The following is a 1565-nucleotide window of genomic DNA, read 5'->3' on the forward strand; positions in this document are numbered from 1 at the left end:
GACCTTGGGAGACCTTGGTGAAATGTCCCAGGCTGTCCTCAACAAAAGTTCAATCAACCAGAGCCTGCTTGCAATCATTGATTCAAAGTTATCGAGGTTGATGCAAGAATTGGATGTGAATCCATGACTCTCTCTTATAAGAAGGCCGGAAAGAGTGGTGGGGATTATTATCTCAACCATTCGAGTGAGGTTGATGATTACTACACTGCTGGGGAGAAAGAGCCACCAGGTGTTTGGTATGTCGCTCCGAATTCATTTGGGCAGAGGAATACCTTGCTTGGTATCACTGATGGTTTGTCCTTTGCTGGGGTTGACTCGAAAAAGTTTGCAGCGCTCACTGCTGGCCGCCACCCCGAAATCGGTGAAAAACTGGTTCAAAACGCCGATCAAAAAAATAGAGTGGCGCTTCATGATTTCACGCTAAGTCCGCCTAAATCTGTTTCTGTGATTTGGAGTCAGGCTGGGGACAAGGTGAAGGGCAGGATTGAAGATATTCAGAATGAGGCGGCGCGCGAATTTCTGGATTACATTTCAGTTCATGCAGTGACTCGGCAGGGGAAAGCAGGCGTAATTCATAAAAGTGCGTTGGTCAGAGGTGCGATGTTCAGTCATGGGAGTAGCCGCGAAAATGATCCGCAGCTGCATACTCACTGCGTCGTCATGAATGTAGTTGAGCTAGAGGATGGCAGCACGGGAGCGCTTGAAAATAGGGAAATGCTGCGCTGGCAAGGGGCCGCGGCATCGCTTTACCACGCTGATCTAGCATATAAATTGGGAAAGGAAGGGTTTCCAATAAGGAAGGTTAAAAACCTCTTTGAAATAGATGGAGTTCCTGATGAGGTGATGAAGGATTTCTCGCAACGCCGAGTTGCAATCCTGAAGGCAGTAGAGGCGGAAATGGCTAGCCGCGGTCTAGATGCATCGCAAGCAAGTCGAGGGCTGCTTCAGAAAGCGACAATCGAGACTCGGCAAGAAAAAACAGAGATGTCACGGTATGAGCTGGAAGGCATCTGGAAGGAGCGCGGTAAAGCGCTGGGATTTTCTGAAGAGCAGGTTAATGAAATTATTGATTCGGAAAGCTTCACCGAATTAAGTAGAGAGGAGTGCTTGGAGCAAGTCAGGGAATCGGCGTATCAGATATTGCAAGGGAAAGCTGTATTTGGTGAGCCAGAGCTTGTAGCAAAGGCGGCATCGGCAATGATAGGTAAGGCCTCTCGAAGTCAAATACTAGAGGCTGTGAGTGATTTAAAGGGTGAGTTGCTGGTCTGCCATGGAGAGCATTCAAGGGACACCGTATTTACTAGCCGTGAAATGGTTGCGCTGGAGCATGAGATGCTGCAGCTTGCGGAACGGAGAAATGGATCGCATGTCATCGAAAATTTTGAACTGCCAGCCTCATTGAGTGAAGAGCAGAGAATCGCCGCAGAGGCTACGCTGCGCGACGAAAACGATGTGACGGTGGTCGAGGGAAGTGCAGGTGCTGGAAAAACGTTCACCATGGCTTCTGTGGCTAGGGCGTACGAACGAAATGGATATCGGGTAGTTGGATTAGCCACTGCTTGGAC

The 1565-nt window shown here is 49.1% G+C and carries 1 protein-coding gene; it reads left to right on the plus strand.

Features of this window, described 5'->3' with window-relative positions; genetic code table 11:
• Positions 1-123: 123 nt before the first annotated feature.
• On the plus strand, positions 124-1565 hold a 1442-nt coding region (gene mobF, locus GVL03_RS18760; protein ID WP_159502529.1), incomplete at its 3' end, for a MobF family relaxase.

The organism is Microbacterium sp. 18062 (assembly GCF_902706225.1).
Classification (GTDB): Bacteria; Actinomycetota; Actinomycetes; order Actinomycetales; family Microbacteriaceae; genus Microbacterium.